17 protein-coding genes are annotated in these 17,105 nt (G+C 62.0%); 7 read left to right on the top strand and 10 right to left on the bottom strand.

Annotated features, from left to right (window positions below; all coding sequences use genetic code 11):
• The first annotated feature begins 357 nt into the window (after window positions 1-357).
• Window positions 358-1,056 carry a response regulator transcription factor gene (locus HPQ64_RS17270; RefSeq protein WP_172889874.1) on the top strand — a complete coding sequence of 233 codons (699 nt, stop codon included), beginning with the start codon at window positions 358-360 and terminating at the stop codon, window positions 1,054-1,056.
• Window positions 1,057-1,114: 58 nt separating this feature from the next.
• Here HPQ64_RS17270 and HPQ64_RS17265 read toward each other — a convergent pair whose 3' ends face one another.
• A complete protein-coding gene (locus HPQ64_RS17265) occupies window positions 1,115-1,522 on the bottom strand; it encodes a DUF4332 domain-containing protein (RefSeq protein WP_172889872.1) in 408 nt (135 codons plus the stop codon).
• 52 nt (window positions 1,523-1,574) lie between these two features.
• The gene (locus HPQ64_RS17260; protein WP_172889870.1) at window positions 1,575-1,964 is read right to left on the bottom strand and encodes a DUF2267 domain-containing protein; all 390 of its coding nucleotides are present in this window, start codon (window positions 1,962-1,964) and stop codon (window positions 1,575-1,577) included.
• A gap of 162 nt (window positions 1,965-2,126) precedes the next feature.
• Here HPQ64_RS17260 and HPQ64_RS17255 point away from each other — a divergent pair, with 162 nt between their 5' ends.
• From HPQ64_RS17255 to HPQ64_RS17245, 3 genes are all read left to right on the top strand, one after another.
• Window positions 2,127-3,683, top strand: coding sequence for a helicase HerA-like domain-containing protein (locus tag HPQ64_RS17255; RefSeq protein ID WP_172889868.1), 1,557 nt, complete (start codon window positions 2,127-2,129; stop codon window positions 3,681-3,683).
• A gap of 153 nt (window positions 3,684-3,836) precedes the next feature.
• Window positions 3,837-5,228, top strand: coding sequence for a dipeptidase (locus HPQ64_RS17250; RefSeq protein WP_172889866.1), 1,392 nt, complete (start codon window positions 3,837-3,839; stop codon window positions 5,226-5,228).
• Window positions 5,229-5,236: 8 nt separating this feature from the next.
• Window positions 5,237-5,818, top strand: a complete 582-nt coding sequence (locus tag HPQ64_RS17245) for an LOG family protein (protein ID WP_172889864.1) — start codon at window positions 5,237-5,239, stop codon at window positions 5,816-5,818.
• Window positions 5,819-5,824: 6 nt separating this feature from the next.
• Here the strand turns inward: HPQ64_RS17245 and HPQ64_RS17240 are convergent, their stop codons facing one another.
• Window positions 5,825-6,505: a haloacid dehalogenase type II gene (locus tag HPQ64_RS17240; protein WP_172889862.1), complete on the bottom strand. Its 681-nt coding sequence runs from the start codon at window positions 6,503-6,505 to the stop codon at window positions 5,825-5,827.
• Between the two features lie 98 nt (window positions 6,506-6,603).
• A complete protein-coding gene (locus tag HPQ64_RS17235) occupies window positions 6,604-7,044 on the bottom strand; it encodes a VOC family protein (RefSeq protein ID WP_172889860.1) in 441 nt (146 codons plus the stop codon).
• Window positions 7,045-7,258: 214 nt separating this feature from the next.
• Between HPQ64_RS17235 and HPQ64_RS17230 the strand changes: the two genes are divergently transcribed.
• Window positions 7,259-8,116, top strand: coding sequence for a branched-chain amino acid aminotransferase (locus tag HPQ64_RS17230; RefSeq protein WP_172889858.1), 858 nt, complete (start codon window positions 7,259-7,261; stop codon window positions 8,114-8,116).
• An 8-nt stretch (window positions 8,117-8,124) separates the two neighbouring features.
• On the opposite strand, the gene HPQ64_RS17225 is transcribed toward HPQ64_RS17230, so the two are convergent.
• Window positions 8,125-9,288 (bottom strand): YbfB/YjiJ family MFS transporter, encoded by a 1,164-nt coding sequence (locus HPQ64_RS17225; RefSeq protein WP_172889856.1) that lies wholly within the window; start codon window positions 9,286-9,288, stop codon window positions 8,125-8,127.
• Between the two features lie 239 nt (window positions 9,289-9,527).
• On the opposite strand from HPQ64_RS17225, the gene HPQ64_RS17220 reads away from it, so the two are divergent.
• Window positions 9,528-10,127 (top strand): superoxide dismutase, encoded by a 600-nt coding sequence (locus tag HPQ64_RS17220; protein ID WP_172889854.1) that lies wholly within the window; start codon window positions 9,528-9,530, stop codon window positions 10,125-10,127.
• 72 nt (window positions 10,128-10,199) lie between these two features.
• Here the strand turns inward: HPQ64_RS17220 and HPQ64_RS17215 are convergent, their stop codons facing one another.
• Together HPQ64_RS17215 and HPQ64_RS17210 are read right to left on the bottom strand one after the other, a co-directional pair.
• Window positions 10,200-11,981 (bottom strand): methyl-accepting chemotaxis protein, encoded by a 1,782-nt coding sequence (locus tag HPQ64_RS17215; protein WP_172889852.1) that lies wholly within the window; start codon window positions 11,979-11,981, stop codon window positions 10,200-10,202.
• Window positions 11,982-12,129: 148 nt separating this feature from the next.
• Window positions 12,130-12,498, bottom strand: a complete 369-nt coding sequence (locus tag HPQ64_RS17210; RefSeq protein ID WP_172889850.1) for a hypothetical protein — start codon at window positions 12,496-12,498, stop codon at window positions 12,130-12,132.
• A 253-nt stretch (window positions 12,499-12,751) separates the two neighbouring features.
• On the opposite strand from HPQ64_RS17210, the gene HPQ64_RS17205 reads away from it, so the two are divergent.
• Window positions 12,752-12,952, top strand: a complete 201-nt coding sequence (locus tag HPQ64_RS17205; protein ID WP_172889849.1) for a YgaP family membrane protein — start codon at window positions 12,752-12,754, stop codon at window positions 12,950-12,952.
• Between the two features lie 16 nt (window positions 12,953-12,968).
• Here the strand turns inward: HPQ64_RS17205 and HPQ64_RS17200 are convergent, their stop codons facing one another.
• The 3 genes from HPQ64_RS17200 to HPQ64_RS17190 form a co-directional block, all read right to left on the bottom strand.
• Window positions 12,969-13,493 carry a DUF3833 family protein gene (locus HPQ64_RS17200; protein WP_172889847.1) on the bottom strand — a complete coding sequence of 175 codons (525 nt, stop codon included), beginning with the start codon at window positions 13,491-13,493 and terminating at the stop codon, window positions 12,969-12,971.
• Between the two features lie 68 nt (window positions 13,494-13,561).
• A complete protein-coding gene (locus HPQ64_RS17195; RefSeq protein WP_172889845.1) occupies window positions 13,562-15,646 on the bottom strand; it encodes a S9 family peptidase in 2,085 nt (694 codons plus the stop codon).
• 82 nt (window positions 15,647-15,728) lie between these two features.
• On the bottom strand, window positions 15,729-16,979 hold the full coding sequence (locus HPQ64_RS17190) for an MFS transporter (RefSeq protein ID WP_246270776.1): 1,251 nt from the start codon (window positions 16,977-16,979) through the stop codon (window positions 15,729-15,731).
• Between the last annotated feature and the right edge of the window lie 126 nt (window positions 16,980-17,105).

Raw genomic sequence — 17,105 nt, 5'->3', positions numbered from 1 at the left:
CGATAGGCAAGTTATGCGGATGGCGAGGATGGAAAACGGCGGCAAAAGGTGTTTTGGACGCTTGGCTGCGTGTTGGCCGCGCCCTGCCTTGCCGACATGGGCAAGTTTACCGATTTGGAACCGATGCGCCAGTGAAACGCTTGAGATATCTCGTAGCGGAAATCCGGTGAAAAAGTTGGGAAGAGTGGTAGTTAACGATATTTACAAGTAGAAATAGAAAAATTTATACGCTATTATCGGCTTGGAAGATTTGACTTTGGAATTTTCGTCAGTATGACGGCCGCAGCACTCTTAACATAGCCGTCCGGCTCGGTTTCCCAGCGGCCGCCGTTTTTTGGGCAGGGGCAGGAATTCACCATGGAAAGTATCGATATTCAGGCGAAGATATCGGCAATTACAGAGGCCGAAACGCGCCGGCATGTTCTCGACGTGGTTGAGGCTTATCTTCGCAGGCTCGGGGCGACCCATATCCTCATTACCGGCCTTCCGATGCCGAACCGGCCGATCGACAATCTGGTGCAGCGGTTCCGCTGGCCGGATGAACGTAACGGCGGTATCGAGGCCATGACCCTTCCGGCGGACGACGGCGCGCTGACGCTTGGGCTGACGCGCAGCCGGCCGTTCATCTGGGACATACCGGAAGGCGACGGAGAACACTCCGAACTCTGCCGGGCCGTAGGACCCGGAACGCAGATGGTTGTCGTTCCGGTTTGCGATATCCACCCCTTTCAGGCGCTCGTGCTGGGCGCCGGCCAGGCGATTCGCTGCACGAGCCTGGATCTCGCCAATCTCGCGCTCGTTTGCGGGACCGCGTTTTGCCGCCTGATCGAGATGGGATGCATTTCCAACCAGCGCCCGGGCGAGCTTTCGACGCGCGAACGGCGCGTGATCGAGCTGACCGCGCTCGGCAAGACGGCCAACGAGATCGCCGCGCTGCTCGATATTTCGCAGCGGACCGTCCATGCGCACCTGCAGAACGCGAGCGTCAAGCTCAATGCGTCCAACAAGACGCATACGGTGGTGGAAGCCTTGCGCTACGGCCAGATCAACGTGTGATTGCAGGGCCTGGCCCGCAATCGCGGGCCGGGCCCTCCATTCTCAGGCAGGCGCCGGTTCAATAAGTCATCATCGGCGGCAGGCTCTTGGCCTGTTTCACCCAGTCGGCCACGGCGGAATCGGCGGGAACCTGCCGCACGAGCTTCTTCGCTCCGTTCACCTCGCGCATCTTCTGCGCAAGATTTTCCGCGTTCCGGTTCCTGAGCTCCTTCACCGTGTCGACGCCGGCGGCCTCCAGCAGTTCCGAGTATTCCTCGCCCACGCCCTTTATGCGCATGAGATCGGCCATATTCGCCCATTTCAAGATGCGCTTGTCGTCAATGCCGGTTTCTTCCGCCAGCGCCTTTCGCCCCTTTGGATCCCTGGCGCGCTCGAGATAGGCATCGGTCGTGCGAATGCCGGCCGCCTGCAGCTTCTTGGCATAAGCGGGGCCAATGCCCTCGATTTCGGCGATCGAATAAGACATGCGCTTCCTCCTGACTGGCCCTGCCGCTTGTGCGCGAGGGCTGCGAAGACACTCAGACGAACTTCCTCAAGCCGGGTATTCCGTCGACGACTTGATCGACCAGTTCGTCGCCCGCGCGGGTACGCGCATAGGCGATGACCTGCCGTGTCACGATCTGGACCTGGCCCATGTCGAGGCCGGCTTCCGTCATTTCGCCGAGCGCTCCCATGACGCCCATTCCGCCGCTGGTGACATCGGAAAACCCGCCCCAATAGGAGCTTGCCCCGCTTTCGCCCTGGGAGGCGATCAGCGAGCGCCCGCCGGGCAATGCGTCGATGAGTTGTCTTGTCGCATCGCGAGGACCGTCCCGGTTGAGGATCTTCAGGAGAATGGCAACCGCCTTGCGGGCGCGCGAGGCGTCTATGCCCGCTGCATTCGCGACGCCTGATACTAGAGCGTCCATTTTCAAGACTCGCTTTTCGTTGCGTTGTAAGGATATCTGACAACACATATCGATAGATCGCAACTGCAATAAGCTTATGAAATACTCATTGAAATGATGAAACTCTACGTGAGTGTATAGGTTGAAAGCCGGAGAGATATCAGCGGCAGCGGCAGGTGCGTTATGGTTTTGGTAGATGACGGTATTTTCCTTGGGGCATCGGGCAAGCCCGAATATCTGGCGCTGAAGCTGGCAAACCGGCACGGGCTTGTCACGGGCGCCACGGGCACGGGCAAGACCGTGAGCTTGCAGATCATGGCTGAAGGATTTTCGAACGCCGGCGTTCCCGTATTCTGCGCGGATGTGAAGGGCGACCTTTCAGGCATCGCCGCCAGCGGCGAGGAGAAGGACTTCCTGCTGAAACGCGCAGAAACCATCGGCTTCAAGGACGAGTATTCCTTCGATGCGTTTCCGACCGTGTTCTGGGATCTTTTCGGCGAAAAGGGGCACCCGGTACGAACGACGGTTTCCGATATGGGGCCGCTGCTTCTTGCAAGGCTGATGGAGCTGAACGACACGCAGGAAGGCGTGCTGAACGTCGCCTTCGAGCTTGCCGACGACGAGGGGCTTTTGCTTCTGGACCTCAAGGACCTGCAGGCGCTGCTTGCCCATGTGGCGGAGCGCGCGTCCGAGCTTTCGAAGCTTTATGGCAATGTGTCCAAAGCTTCCGTCGGGGCGATCCAGCGCCAGCTTCTCGTGCTCGAGCGCCAAGGCGGGGAGGAGTTCTTCGGCGAGCCCGCACTCGACATAAGAGATCTTATGAGGGTTTCGCGAGACGGGCGCGGCGTGGTCAACGTGCTTGCCGCGGACCGGCTGATGAACTCGCCACGGCTCTATGCAACCTTCCTCTTGTGGCTGCTTTCGGAGCTGTTCGAGGAGCTGCCGGAAGTGGGAGACCCGGAGAAACCGAAGCTCGTCTTCTTCTTCGACGAGGCGCATCTTTTGTTCGACGAGGCGCCAAGAGCGCTTCTTGAAAAGGTGGAGCAGGTGGTGCGCCTCATCCGCTCCAAGGGAGTGGGCGTTTACTTCGTTACGCAAAATCCGCTGGATGTGCCGGACACCGTTCTCTCCCAGCTTGGCAACCGCGTCCAGCATGCGCTGCGCGCCTTCACGCCACGGGACCAGAAGGCGGTGCGCGCGGCGGCCGAAACCTTCCGCCCGAACCCCGATCTCGACACCGAACGGGTGATCACCGAACTGGGCGTCGGCGAGGCGCTGGTCTCCACGCTTGAGAAAAAGGGCATTCCTTCGATTGTCCAGCGCACGCTGATCCGCCCGCCGTCCTCGCGCCTCGGGCCGATAAACGATAGCGAGCGCGCGGCGATCATGGCCGACAGCCCGGTTGGGCGGCGCTACGACGAGGCGGTCGACCGCGATTCGGCCCATGAGGTTCTGGCGCGGCGCGCGCAGGAACAGGCGCGCATGGAAGAACAACAGCGCATGCAGGAGGAGGCGGAGCGCGAAAGGGGCCGCGAGCCGGAGACTTCGCGAACGGGCTTTCGCCTGCCGGACTTCGGGCGCGACGACCGCCCGCAGCCCGCAAGCCGGAGTTCGCGCAGCCGATCCAACAGGGATTCGACATTCGACGCGACGGTCAAATCGATCGCGCGGTCGGTGGGCACGCAACTCGGGCGGGCGCTCGCGCGCGGGATCCTGGGATCGATCAAGCGCGGCTTTTGAAGATCGGGCCGCAGCAGCCGGATGACGCTACGTTTCGTGGCGTTCGCCTTCGCCATACCGGTCGGGAACGCCCCCCGCAGCAAGAAGAGGCCTTGCTGCGTCATCGGACTTATGGCCAATTGTGCGCAATTCATTCTTCTACCGGAGTTTCAAATGTCCTCTCTCGACAACGTTCTTGCCCGAATCGACGCCGACCTGGACAAGAGCCTTGAGCGCCTGTTCGACCTCGTCAGGATCAAGAGCATTTCGACCGATCCCGCCTTCAAGGCGGACTGCCGCGAGGCCGCGGACTGGCTGGCGCGCGAGATGAGCGACTTCGGCATTGCCGCGAGCGTGCGCGACACCGACGGCCACCCGATGGTGGTCGGCCATCGTACGGATGAGGACAAGCCCGGCCCGCATGTTCTTTTCTACGGCCATTACGACGTGCAGCCTGTCGATCCGATCGAGCTTTGGGAGGAAGACCCGTTTTCACCGCGTATCGTGACGCGCGAGGACGGAGCCAAGGTGATCGTCGCGCGCGGGGCGTCGGACGACAAGGGTCAGTTGATGACGTTCCTGGAGGCAGCGCGCGCCTGGATCGCGGAAACCGGCGGACTGCCGATCAATGTTTCCGTGCTTCTGGAAGGCGAGGAGGAGTCCGGCTCGCCCTCGCTGCATCCGTTCCTTGAAGCGAACCGCGAAGAGCTCTCCCGCGACCTCGCGCTGGTCTGCGACACGGGGATGTGGGACGCGAAGACGCCCGCCATCACCACCATGCTGCGCGGCCTGGTGGGTGAGGAAATAACAGTCAAGGCGGCGAACAGGGACCTGCATTCGGGCATGTTCGGCGGTGCGGCGCGCAACCCGAACCACGTGCTTGCCGAAATCATCGCCGGCCTGCACGACGGCGAGGGCAGGGTGACGCTGCCAGGCTTTTATGACGGCGTGATCGAAATGCCGGACGACGTGAAGGCGCTGTGGGACAAACTCGGCTTCGACCACAAGGCTTTCCTCGGCGGGGTGGACCTTGCCGAACCTGCGGGCGAAAATGACCGGACCGCGCTTGAACACATCTGGACGCGGCCCACCTGCGAGGTTAACGGCATGTGGGGCGGCTACACGGGCGCAGGCTTCAAGACGGTGATCCCGGCTGAAGCGCATGCGAAAATCTCCTTCCGCCTCGTCGGCGACCAGGACCCGGAAAAGATCCGCGAGGCCTTCCGCGCCTATGTACGCTCGAAGATACCGGCGGATTGTTCGGTGGAGTTCGCCAAGCACGGCGGCAGCCCGGCGATCCGCCTTGCCTTCGACAGCCCGGCGCTGACCAAGGCGCGCAAGGTGCTGTCGGAAGAGTGGAACGCGGAAGCCGCGCTTATCGGCTGCGGCGGCTCGATCCCGATCGTTGGCGATTTCAAGGACATGCTCGGCATGGATTCGCTGCTTATCGGCTTCGGCCTCGACGACGACCAGGTGCATTCGCCGAACGAGAAATACAACCTTTCAAGCTTCCACGGTGGCATCCGCTCCTGGGCGCGTGTGCTTGACGAGCTTTCCAAGGGATGACGGCATCCATGCGTTCCATTTGCGTGTTCTGCGGCTCAAGTTTCGGTCGTTCCGATGAATACAAGTCGGCCGCCGAAGCCATGGGGCGGGAAATCGCCGCCTCTGGCCGCAGGCTCGTCTATGGCGGGGCGAAGGTCGGGCTGATGGGGGCGGTGGCCGATGCCGCCCTAGCCGAGGGCGGCGAGGTGATCGGCGTTTTGCCCAAGGCGCTTCAGGAAAAGGAGCTTGCGCACGAGGGGCTGGCCGAGCTTCACGTCGTCGGCTCCATGCACGAGCGCAAGGCGCTGATGGCCGATCTTTCGGACGCTTTCGTCTCGCTGCCGGGCGGCACGGGCACGATGGAAGAGCTTTTCGAGGTGTGGACCTGGGGTCAGCTTGGCTATCACGAAAAGCCTTGCGGGCTGCTCAATATCGGTGGCTATTACGACAGCCTGCTCGCCTTCCTGCGCCACAGCGTGACGCAGCAATTCGTGAAGCCGCAAATGCATTCCATGCTTCTGGTGGAAAACGAGCCGAAGCGCATGATCGACGCCTTCGAGGCCTATGAGCCGCCGAAGACGCCGAAATGGATCGAGCGCGCGGAAACTTGAGCGGGGTCAGCCAAGCGTCAGCAGGCCGTTCAGGTCCTGCAGCACGGCGGCGGGGGCAAGGTCGGAATATTCGTCCGGGTTGTTCGCGCGGTTGATCCAGACCGTGCGGAAACCGAAGGCGGTCGCGCCCGCCACGTCCCACCTGTTTGAGGACTGGAAGGAGATGGCTTCCGGGAAGACGCGAAACTCCGTCGTCGCCATTTCGTAAACGTCCATGTTGGTCTTGTAGGTCTTGAGCGCGTCAACCGACAGGAGCGCGTCGAAAACCTCATCGAGGCCGGCGGCCTTCACCGCACCTTCCAGCATGGCCGGGCTGCCGTTGGAAAGAATCGCGAGTTTCGCGCCCTGATCCTTCAGACCTTTCAGGACGATGGGGACTTCCGTATAGCAGTCGAGCTGCCAATAGGCGTCAAGCAGCGTCTGGCGCAGCGACCTGTCAGCCGTGCCGACCATGGCAAACGCGGTGTCGAGCGCCTGTTCCGTCAACGCCCAGAAATCCTGATACCGGTTCATCATCGCCCGGATCCAGGAGTATTCGAGCTGCTTCTGCCGCCAGATTTCCGACAGGCGCTGGGCATCCGGACCGAGCCCCTCCGCATTCTTGCGCACGGCGGCATGCACATCGAAAAGCGTGCCGTAAGCATCGAACACGTAAACGGAAATGGGCTTTGACGGGGAAAGGGCCATGGCGCGCCTCTTTTTTATAATCACGGAAACTCGAACGAGAGAAAACAGTCAAGCACGCGCGCCGTCAACCGAACAGAATGGCGCGATCCGTTTCACCCTCAGCTTTCAGCCGGCGGGGGAAGCTTTATCGCGCCGTCTTCGCCCATTTCCCAGAACGGGTTGTAGGCAATCTCCATCAGGTGGCCGCCGGGGATGCGAACGTAACCCGAATATCCACCCCAGAAAACCTTTTCCGGATGTTTCACGGCTTCCGCCCCGGCGTTCACGGCCTTGGCGAAGGCGGCATCGACCTCCGCCTCGCTGCGCCCGTTCCAGGCGATGGAGAAGGGCGTGAAACCCGACCCTTCGGGCGAGACGCCGGCATCTTTCGCCAGATCCTCGCGCCCGAAGAGACCGAGCACGCAGGAGCCGGTTTGGTAGAACGCCACTTCGTCGCTGTCGAAAGGGGTGGGACGCCAGCCGAGGCCATCTTCAAAGAAACGCCTTGCCTCGGCGATATCGTCGACGCCGAGTGTTATGAGCGAAATCCTCTGTTCCATGGGAGATACCTTTTGGCGATGGGGCCTTTTGTGATGGGACTTGTGCGGGAAAAACTTTCCGCTTGTGGATCGTTCTACTGGAACATAATAAGAACATTGATGTCCAGCGGTATATTCATTCCGGATTTTTCGCAAGCTCCGGCAAAGACTTGACCTTCAAGGTTCAAAAGCGTTCGATCGCAGGAATTCATGAAAAGATATCCGGGAGAAGGAAATGGCCGAGTGGTCGACGACATGGACGTGGTTCGACGGTGCGTGGCATGAGGGCAATCCGCCGATCATGGGCCCGCGCACCCATGCCGCATGGCTCGGATCGAGCGTCTTCGACGGGGCAAGGGCCTTTGAGGGGGTCACGCCGGACCTAGACCTGCACTGCCAGCGCGTGAACGATTCCGCCGCTGCTCTCGGCCTCAAGGCGACGAAATCCGTCGGCGAAATGATGGAGCTTACGAGCGAGGGCCTGCAAAAATTCGCCCCCGGCGCGCCCGTCTACATAAAGCCGATGTATTGGGCGGAAGGCGATGGCATCGGCACGATTGCCGGCGATCCGGAGACGACGCGCTTTTGCCTTTGCCTGTTCGAGGCGGCGATCGCGCCCAAAGACGCCTCGATGAGCGTGACGCTGTCTCCCTTCCGCCGCCCGACGATGGAATGCATGCCGGTGAACGCCAAGGCGGGCTGCCTTTACCCGAACAACGCGCGTGCCATCGTCGACGCCAAGGCGCGCGGTTTCGACAACGCGATCGTGCTCGACATGCTCGGCAATGTCGCGGAACTGACGACGTCCAACGTATTCATGGCCAAGGACGGGGTTGTGCATACGCCGACACCCAACGGCACCTTCCTGAACGGGATCACGCGCCAGCGGGTGATCAAGCTCTTGCGCAAGGCCGGCGTCGAGGTGGTTGAGCGCACGCTCTCTTACCGCGAGTTCCAGGAGGCGGATGAGATATTTTCGACCGGCAACTACAACAAGGTGGTGCCAATCAACCGGATCGAGACCCGCGACCTGCAGCCGGGCCCGTTCGCGACGCGCGCCCGCGAGCTTTACTGGGACTTCGCCCACGGGTGAGGGCGGCCTCAATCCCTTGGCAGATTGAACGTCAGCAGCGTGGCGGCGATAAGCGTCGCCACGGCGGCGAGCGAGGGCAGGGCGAAGCTTCCGGTCATTTCCGCGCCTATGCCGGCAACCGTCGGCCCGAGCGCCTGACCAAGGCCGAATGACGATGTCATGAGCCCGACGGAGCGCGCAGGGTTTGCCCGCGACATGCGCCGCACCTCGACGAGGCCGACGCCGGTGATGCCGACGAACGTTCCGCCGAAGAGCACGGCGGCGACGAAGAAGGCAAGCGGAGCCGCGCTGACCACTGTCAGCAGGACGGCAACAGCCTCCACCGCGCAGGCGATGGCGAAGGCGCGCGAATTGCCGATGCGGGCCGCGACCCTGCCCCAGAACCAGAGCGAGAAGGCGGCGGCAAAACCGACCATCGCCCATACCGGCGCTTCAAGGTGGCGAAGGTCGGACGAGCCGCGAAGGATGGTGGTCAAAAACGTGCCGGTGATGATGTAGCCGAAGCCGAACAGACCGTAGGCGAGCGTGAGCTTCACCAGCGCGGAGCGATGCCGGCCGTTTGCCGCAGCGGACGGGACGGCGGGAGGCGGCGCGGTCTTTTCCCGCGCGGGAACGAGGAATACGATCAACACCACGGCGACAAGCGCGAGCGCGCCGCTCAGAAACCACATGACGTCCCAGCCGGCCTGACGCGCGCCGAGAACGCCGACGAGACCGGCCGAAAGCATGATGCCGAAACCGACGCCGCCGAACTGGACGGCGACAAGCTCCGGCCGGCCCATGCGCGTGACCGGCTCGATGATGAGCGTCGCGGAGAAAACAAGCACAAGCGCGCTTGCAAGTCCGGCGATGAAACGGTCGACGGCGAGGAACGCGATATCCCCGCTCACCCCCATGCCGGCGGCCAGCAGCACCGTGAGGACCAGCCCGCAGAAGAACCAGCCGCGCCCGTCGCCGAAGGACGGCAGCGCCGAAGCGCCAAGCGCGCCGATGAGATAGCCGACATAATTCGCGGACGCGATGAAGCCGGCATCGGCGGTGGAAAGAGGAACGCCTTCGATCATGAAGGGAAGAATCGGCGTCAGCGCGAAGCGGCCGATGCCCATGGCGGTCGCGAGCGCCAGAAAGCCGGCCAGGGCGAGCGGAACGGGCGATCCCGAGGCAGGCTTCATGCGCGGTCTTTCTTTCCTGATGGCTGGAGCACGTTGCGGATGACAAGCGTTTGAAACCGGTAATGCAAGTGAAAATCAGCAGAAGCACCCGAGCGGTAAAATAACAAGAAAAATATTTCCAAATTCCGGCTCGCGGGCATTGCCGTAAGGTGGCGGGGCCCTTATCTTCGCGCTTGAAGCTTTGCCCCGCGGCGCGGGGTCTTGAATCGATTTCTTGAAACAACAGAAGGAGGCGTCCGATGGCTTTCGAACTTCCCGATCTTCCCTATGCCTATGATGCGCTTGGGCCGTTTATGTCCAAAGAGACGCTGGAATACCACCACGACAAGCACCATCAGGCCTATGTCACCAACGGCAACAACCTGCTGAAGGACAGCGGCCTGGAGGGCAAGTCCCTCGAGGATATCGTGAAGGAAAGCTACGGCAAGAACGCCGGGCTGTTCAACAACGCCGGCCAGCACTACAACCACATCCACTTCTGGAAGTGGATGAAGCCGAACGGCGGCGGCAAGTCGCTTCCCGGCGGGCTGGCCTCGAAGATCGATGCCGACCTTGGCGGTTTCGACAAGTTCCGTGCGGACTTCATCAACGCCGGCGTCACGCAGTTCGGCTCCGGCTGGGCGTGGCTTGCGCTGAAGGACGGCAAGCTTGTCGTCATGAAGACGCCGAACGGCGAGAACCCGCTGGTTCATGGCGCGGCCCCGCTTCTGGGCTGCGACGTGTGGGAGCATTCCTACTACATCGACTACCGCAACGCGCGCCCGAAGTACCTCGAGGCCTGGTTCGACAGCTTGGTCAACTGGGAATACGTCGACGAGCTTCTGCAGGCCGCTTCGTAAATTCACGAGTGGCGGAAATGCAAAAGGCGGGCCTTCGGGTCCGCCTTTTTTCGTTCTCCCGCGGCTTCCGCGTCAGGCGGCATCCTGATCGCGGCCATTGCGAACCACATTCAGGAAGCGCGTGACCTGATCGCGCAGAAGTTCCGATTTCCTGAAAAGCTCTTCGGCTGAATTCGCCACGAGTTCCGTCGACGACTGGATACCGCTGGTCGATTTGCCGATGCCCGCGACACCTTGATCCACCTCTTTCGTGCCTTCGGCGACGTTGGAGATGCTGGTGGCTATTTCCTGTGTTGCCGAGCTTTGCTGATGCGTGGCGGCGGCGACGGCGCCGGAGGAATCACGGATGGCGTTGATCGTCCTGCCGATTTCATGGATAGACTCGGCGGCATCGCTCGTCGCCTTCTGGATCTGGGCGACCTGGGCGCTGATTTCCTGCGTGGCGTTCGCCGTCTGCCCGGCGAGCTGTTTGACCTCGTTGGCGACGACGGCAAAGCCCTTGCCGGCCTCGCCGGCACGCGCGGATTCTATCGTGGCGTTGAGCGCAAGCAGGTTCGTCTGCTCCGCGATCTCCGAAATAAGCGTCACGACCTCGCCGATGCGCGTGGCGGAGGAGACGAGCCCCTCGACCTGGTTGATCGTTTTCGACACCTGCTCGCCGGCGGATTCGGTTATCTGCGTCGACTGGCTGATCTGCCGGTTGATCTCGCCCATGGAAGCTGCGAGTTCGTCCGCCGCGCTCGACACGGTGATGACGCCATCGGATGCGTTCCTGGTCGATTGGCCGATTGTCTGCGTCAGCGTGCCGGCTTCATTGGCGAGAGAGGCAAGAGAAGCGGCCGCTTCGCGCAACTGTTCCGAGGTGGCGACGACGCCGTCGACCACATCTTTCGTCGTCGCCTCGAAATCGCCGATCGCGCCCGCCATGGACGATGCCCGGCCCGCTTCGAGCGCCTTGGCGGCTTCGCTTTCCGCCATCAGGCGCGTTCGCTCCTGAGCGTTTTCCCTGAAGACTTCGAGCGTGGAGGCCATGGCGCCCAGCTCGTCGGCGCGGTCCTTCGCCGGCACTTCCACCTCAAGCTCGCCATCGGCGAGCGCGCGCATCGCCGAGGTCATCCGGCCGAGCGGGCCGGTGAAGCTGCGAACGACGAGGGTGGTCGCAAGGATGAGGGCGAGAGACCCGAGGAGCATGCCGGCGATGATCCAGTTACTGAGCGCCGCGCCGTTGGCGAGCTGATCGTCTATCAGGGTTTCGATTTCCAGGATGCCGCGCAGATCCCCAAGGTTCCAGTCCGCCTTCGGCGTGTCGGGGTGGGAGTTGTGGCAACTGACGCAAGCCTCAGCCACCATCTTGTCGCCGATGCCGACACGCAGGAAATGCTTGCCGTCACGCACCTCCTCGCGCGAGAAGACGGCATCCGGATCCTTTTCCAGCGCCGCCCAGGCATCCTGCTGAAACTTGTCCAGCGTACGGTCCTTGCGGTTCGGGAAGGGATAGGGGCTGTAGAGGTTTATGCGCGTGTCTTCTTCGGCCAGCAACTCGCTGATGTCGTGGATGAAGGTGGCGGGCAGAGGTATGCCGTCGCTTTCGGACTTGTGGTTGATCGAGGGGTAGACGCCGCCATTGTCCAATGCCTTGCCGATCACGTTTTTCGTGTAATAGCCGCGTATCGTCTTGAACTGATTGGCGGTCTGAATGGCATTGCGAACGGCGTCCTCCTGCACGTTTCGATCCACCACTTTCGGCAGGAACAGCCAGACCGCGGCCAACCCGAAGAGCACGATGACGGGCACCGGCAGGATCAACTGCCTTGCAACGCTATTACGGATAAACCCGGGAAGGAATGCGCTCATTTCGGGGCACCTCTCTCAATTCAGCCATAAGAGAGATGCCAATGTTTATTGAAAATAGTGTAAATACACGCAAAATTCCCGCAATCAACTCAAGATCCGGTAAACTATATAGATTGACTTGTGTTGTTCGCGAGTAAATCTCGCAGCGTCAACCATAGCCCCTGACACAACTACGGCCCATGACCTGATCGATATAGCCCGCCATCAGGGTCAGGAATGCCTCGCATTCCGCTCGCGTCCGGAAACAGCCCTCGCGCCCGACCGGACGGCTCCTGTCGAAATCGAATTTCCGCCCGCCGATATTGCCGCGCCAGACGTTGGCACCGCCGTAGGCTGCCGCCGCCGTCTTGCATTCATAAGGCGTCCCGTAAGTCTCGGGCACGTAATTCGCGTCATAGGTCGGTGCGAAGAGCACGTAGTCGAGGACCCCTCCGACCGTTGTCGGGGCCGTGGAGTTGCAGCCGGCGGTTGCCAGGGCGAGCGACAGTGCGGAGGCGGCTGCGATTACGCGGAACATGGAGAACCTCGAAGCGGTCGATTGATTCACGGGTATCTATAACATCGTAAGGCCTTCAGACGCATCCCGCCATCGGCCGGATCGCCTATGTGCCATTCAATTTAACGCAAGGCAGGCCCGCCTTTACCGGAAAAGCGAGGCCTGATCCGTTTGATCTGGATCACTGACAGGAGCCCTTGTTTTCATAATATCGAAACAAACAAAGCAGCGGGCTGTCCCGTCTGCCTGATCCAATGTGCACGGAGACTTTTCGATGACGACCAACATGGGCTCGACCGACCGTATCCTTCGCGTGATAGCGGGCATTGCGCTCGTGCTTTTCGCGGTGCTCGGGCCGGCGGATATCACCTGGAAGTGGATCGGCTGGATCGGCGTTGTCGCGATTGGCACCGCGGCTGTCGGCTGGTGCCCGGCCTATACGCTTCTGGGCATCAAGACCTGCAAGAGCGCCTGAGCCTGCCGCCGCGTGCCTACCGCGACTTGCGGAACGTGAGATCGACGGTGCCGATTGTGAGGCCGTATTTGACGACGCGTGCCGTATTGCGAACGACTCCCGGCTCCACGCGCGTCAGCGTATCGTTGAACCGCAGCGCTATAGTACCGTCCCTGGTTTCGACCTCGGCGGCGTAGGAGAACTTGAGGTCGTTACCGACAGTGCGAACGTTCGTCGGGCTGAAGACGTCCGAACGCTGGCCGATGTAGCGATCTTCCGCTACTTTCTGGAAAAACCACACCTTGGTGTCGCGCTCGCCGTCGGCGTAGCGGAAATCCTCGCGCAGGCGAAGGGTGAAGGTTTTCGGGTTCCAGGTGCCGGTCGTGATGACCGTGAACTCGCGCTTCACGCCAGCGATGCGGCTTTCGAAGACGCCCTTGCCGACGGTTTTGCCGCGAAAGAACTCCTCCAGCTTCAACGGGCCGGCGGAGGCGAAAGCCGCGCTGTCTGAAAACGCAAGGAGCGGGATCGCGGCAAGAACAGCGCGGCGGAGCGGCTTCATCGAACGACCTCCAATTGTTTGTCGTTCGGTCTACGCATCCGCCACGCCGCCGGATCGGCGCGATGCCCTCAAATCTTGCCGGCCACCTTCAACGCGAAGGCGTAGTTGAGCGCGACTTCCTTCAACCGGTCGAAGCGCCCCGATGCGCCGCCGTGGCCGGCTTCCATATTGGTCTTGAGGTAAAGCGGCGTGTCGTTTGTCTTGAACTCACGCAGCTTCGCCACCCATTTCGCCGGCTCCCAATAGGTTACGCGCGGGTCCGTGAGCCCGCCCACGGCAAGGATGGCCGGATAGGCCATGGCGCTTACGTTATCGTAGGGCGAATAGCTGGCGATATACTCGAACGCCGCCTTGTCGGCGATCGGGTTGCCCCACTCCGGCCATTCCGGCGGGGTGAGGGGCAGCGTGTCGTCAAGCATGGTGTCGAGCACGTCCACGAAGGGAACCTCGGCGATGAGGCCGCCGAATTTCTCCGGGGCCATGTTGGCGACGGCACCCATCAGCATGCCGCCGGCAGACCCGCCCTGCGCCACGATCCTGTCCGGGGAGGTGAAGTGTTCCTTCGCCAGATAGTCGGCGGCGGCGATGAAATCGGTGAAGGTGTTTTTCTTCTTCTCCCGCCGCCCATCGGCATACCAGCGGTAGCCCTTGTCCTTGCCGCCGCGAATGTGGGCGATGGCATAGACGAAGCCGCGATCGACCAGTGACAGGCAGTTGGTGTTGAAGCTCGCCGGGATCGAGATTCCATAGGAGCCGTAACCGTAAAGAAGGCAGGGGGCCGACCCGTCAAGCGGCGTATCCTTGCGGTAAAGAAGCGAGACCGGCACCGTTTCGCCATCCTTCGCAGGGGCATGCACGCGGCGGGTAACATAGGCACTGGGATCATGGCCGGAGGGAACCTCCTGCTCCTTGCGCAAGGTCCGCTCGCGCGTCTCCACGTCGTAATCATAGACCCGGGAAGGCGTCGTCATCGACGAATAGGTGAAGCGGATCGTCGTCGTGTCGAACTCGTAACCGTCGGAAACACCCAGCGAATAGGCTTCCTCGTCGAAGGCGATCGCATGTTCCGCACCGTCGGCAAGGCGGTGGACGACGATGCGCGGCAGGCCGTCTTCGCGCTCAAGGCGCACCATGTGATCCTTGTAAAGGGTCATGGAGAGGATCAGGCGGCCCTGCTTGTGGGCGACGAGATCCGTCCAGTTTTCACGCGACGGATCGGACAGAGGTGCGGTGACGATCCTGAAATCCTCAGCTCCGCCTGAATTCGTCAGGATAAAGAGCGTATTGCCATTGTCGTCGAGCGAATATTCCTCCGCCTGGAGGCGCGGGGCGACGAGGCGGGGTTCGGCGGTCGGATCGTCCGCCGGGATCAGGCGGGTTTCCGAGGTTTCGTGGTCATGACTGTCGATGACGATGAAACGGCCAGATTGCGTCTTGCCCACGCTCATGAAGAAACCGGCGTCGGGTTCTTCATAGACGAGCACATCCGCGTCAGTACCGGTTCCGACCTCGTGCCGGAAAAGTTTCGAGGGACGGTGGTTTTCATCGAGCCGGATGTAGAAGACGTAGCGACCGTCCGCGGACCAGACGCCGCCACCGCCGGTGTCCTCGATCACGTCGGCGATATCTTCGCCCGTCGAAAGGTCGCGAATTCGGAGCGTGAAAAACTCCGAGCCCTTGTCGTCATAGGCCCAGGCAAGCTTCGAATGGTCGGGCGAATGCATGGCACCGGCAAGCCGGAAATAGGCCTTGCCTTCGGCCTCCCTGTCGCCGTCGATCAGGACGGTTTCACCGCCGCCGTCGCGGGGCGAGCGCACGAGCTTCGGATGCTGGCCGCCTTCCACGTAGCGAATGGCATAGGCAAAGGGGCCATCGGGCGAGGGGACGGAGCTGTCGTCCTCCTTGATGCGGCCCTTCATTTCGGCGAAGAGCGTTTCCTGAAGCGCTTGCGTGTCCGCCATGCCGGCGTCGAGCCAGGCGTTCTCTGCCTCCAGATACGCCCGGATACCGGCGTCGAGAACGGCGGGATCGCGCATGACCTCCTGCCAGTTCCCGGCACGCAGCCAGGCGTAATCGTCGGTTTTCGGGATGCCGTGATATTCGGCGGTGACCGGGCGCTTCTCTGCGCGGGGGGGATCTTTCCTGTCGAGCATGATCCCGACTTAGGGGCTCCACCCGACTTAGGCAAGCGTGGCATGCCCGGCGCGAGGGATTGTGAAGGCCGCGCAGCCTTGGTCAGGCCATGGCAGCAGCGCGCGGCTTGCGCGTCTTGAAAAGCAGGATCGCCATGATGCCGATATTCAGGAAATTCCAGGCGATACCGTTCAGGAAAGCGGCTTCATAAGAGCCCGTCAGGTCATAGATCAGGCCCGAGAGCCAGCCGCCGAGCGCCATGCCGAAGATCGTCGCCATGATGACGAAGCCGACCCGCTGGCCCGCCTCGCGCGCGGGCAGATACTCACGCACGATGATGGCGTAGCTCGGCACGATGCCGCCCTGGGCGAGGCCGAAGATCAGCGAGACGACATAAAGCGAGACCAGACCGTCGAATGGCAGATAGGCGAAAAGGGCCAGGCACTGAAGGACGGAACCGAGAAGCAGCGTCTTCACGCCGCCGATCCTGTCGGCAAGGGCGCCGGAAACGAGACGGCTGACGATGCCGCCGGCGAGCATCAGCGACAGCATTTCCGCGCCGCGCGCAACGCCGTAGCCAAGGTCGACGCAAAGCGCGACGATATGGACCTGCGGCATGGACATGGCCACGCAACAGCCAAGCCCCGCTACGCCGAGCAGCATCTGAAGCGTCCGCGGGGAAAAGGAAATCGACGCCACGGGCCTCAGGTTGATGGCGCCGCTCGGCGAAATGTCGATCTCTTCTTCCGGCAGGCGCCGGCGCAGGAGCAGGGCAAGCGGAACCATGAGCGCGATACAGGCAACGCCAATCGCGAAATAGCTGTAGCGCCAGCCGCCTTCCGCCATGCCGTACTGGATAAGCGTCGGCCAGATGGCGCCCGCCAGGTAATTGCCGCAAGCGGTCGCGGCAACGGCAATGCCGCGGCGCTTGTGGAACCAGTGCGAGACATCGGCGATCAGCGGGCCGAATGTGGCCGACGTTCCTATGCCGATAAGCACACCCTGGATGATTGCGAACTGCCAGATATCGCCGCTTACGGAGGCGAGCATGAAGCCCGCGCCGAGCGCGAATGCGGCCCCGATCAACGGCGGCATGATGCCGAAGCGGTCCACCCAGCGCCCGACGACGAGGTTGCCGAGGGCAAAGCCGATCATCGTCGCGGTGTAGGGCACCGAGGCGTCGGCCCGGTCCACCCCGAATTCGGCCTGAACGGACGGCAGCACCACCACCACGGCCCACATGCCCACGCTGCCCACCGTCGACAGAAGGATCGCTATCGCCAGGCGAAACCAGGCGTAGGGACCGTCGACAAGGGGCGCCTGCGGCGCGGGGGCTTGCGCATGAACGGACAAGACTGTCTCCAGGGTGCAAGGAACCGGGGCAAATTGTCGGACAATATCAATCGGCAGTGGAAGGTCCGACAACCTGCATGGGCTGTCAAGGAAATCGGGCTCGAGTTTCCATATTCGGCGGCGCTA

This window comes from Hongsoonwoonella zoysiae (genome assembly GCF_013266695.1).
Lineage (GTDB): Bacteria > Pseudomonadota > Alphaproteobacteria > Rhizobiales > Stappiaceae > Hongsoonwoonella > Hongsoonwoonella zoysiae.
The sequence above is the reverse complement of the archived record's forward strand: the minus strand, read 5'-3'. Positions and strand labels throughout refer to the sequence as shown.